At 53.0% G+C, this 332-nt stretch carries 1 protein-coding gene; it reads left to right on the top strand.

The features are described from left to right. Positions 1 to 332: P-loop NTPase family protein (locus tag AC1RPW_RS08265; protein ID WP_481769484.1), on the top strand; the 332-nt coding region annotated here is incomplete at both ends.

The raw sequence follows: 332 nt of genomic DNA, 5'->3' as shown, positions 1-332 counted from the left end.
GGCCATGATTGGTGACGCACACGACCCGAAGATGGCCAAGAAGTACGGAAAGGGTCTGTGGGTAGAGGCACCGGACGGAAACCTTCAGGGTGTCATCATCGTTGACTCGTATCCGGCAATGAATCCGGACTCTAACGACGATGAAGATGCAGATAACTCTCTGGGCGTGCACGCTCGATTCTTTGCAAAGCATCTGCCTCGTATCAAAGGCCGGATGGGCAAGAAGATGATTTCCCTGATCGGCATGAATCAGCTGTCTGATATTCCGATGGCTATGTACGGACCGAAGCAGCAGGAATCGTGCGGTAAGAAGCTGCGCTACTATTCGGACG

It is taken from the genome of Dellaglioa sp. CoH-55-MRSF-8, assembly GCF_056782195.1.
The sequence above is the reverse complement of the archived record's forward strand: the minus strand, read 5'-3'. Positions and strand labels throughout refer to the sequence as shown.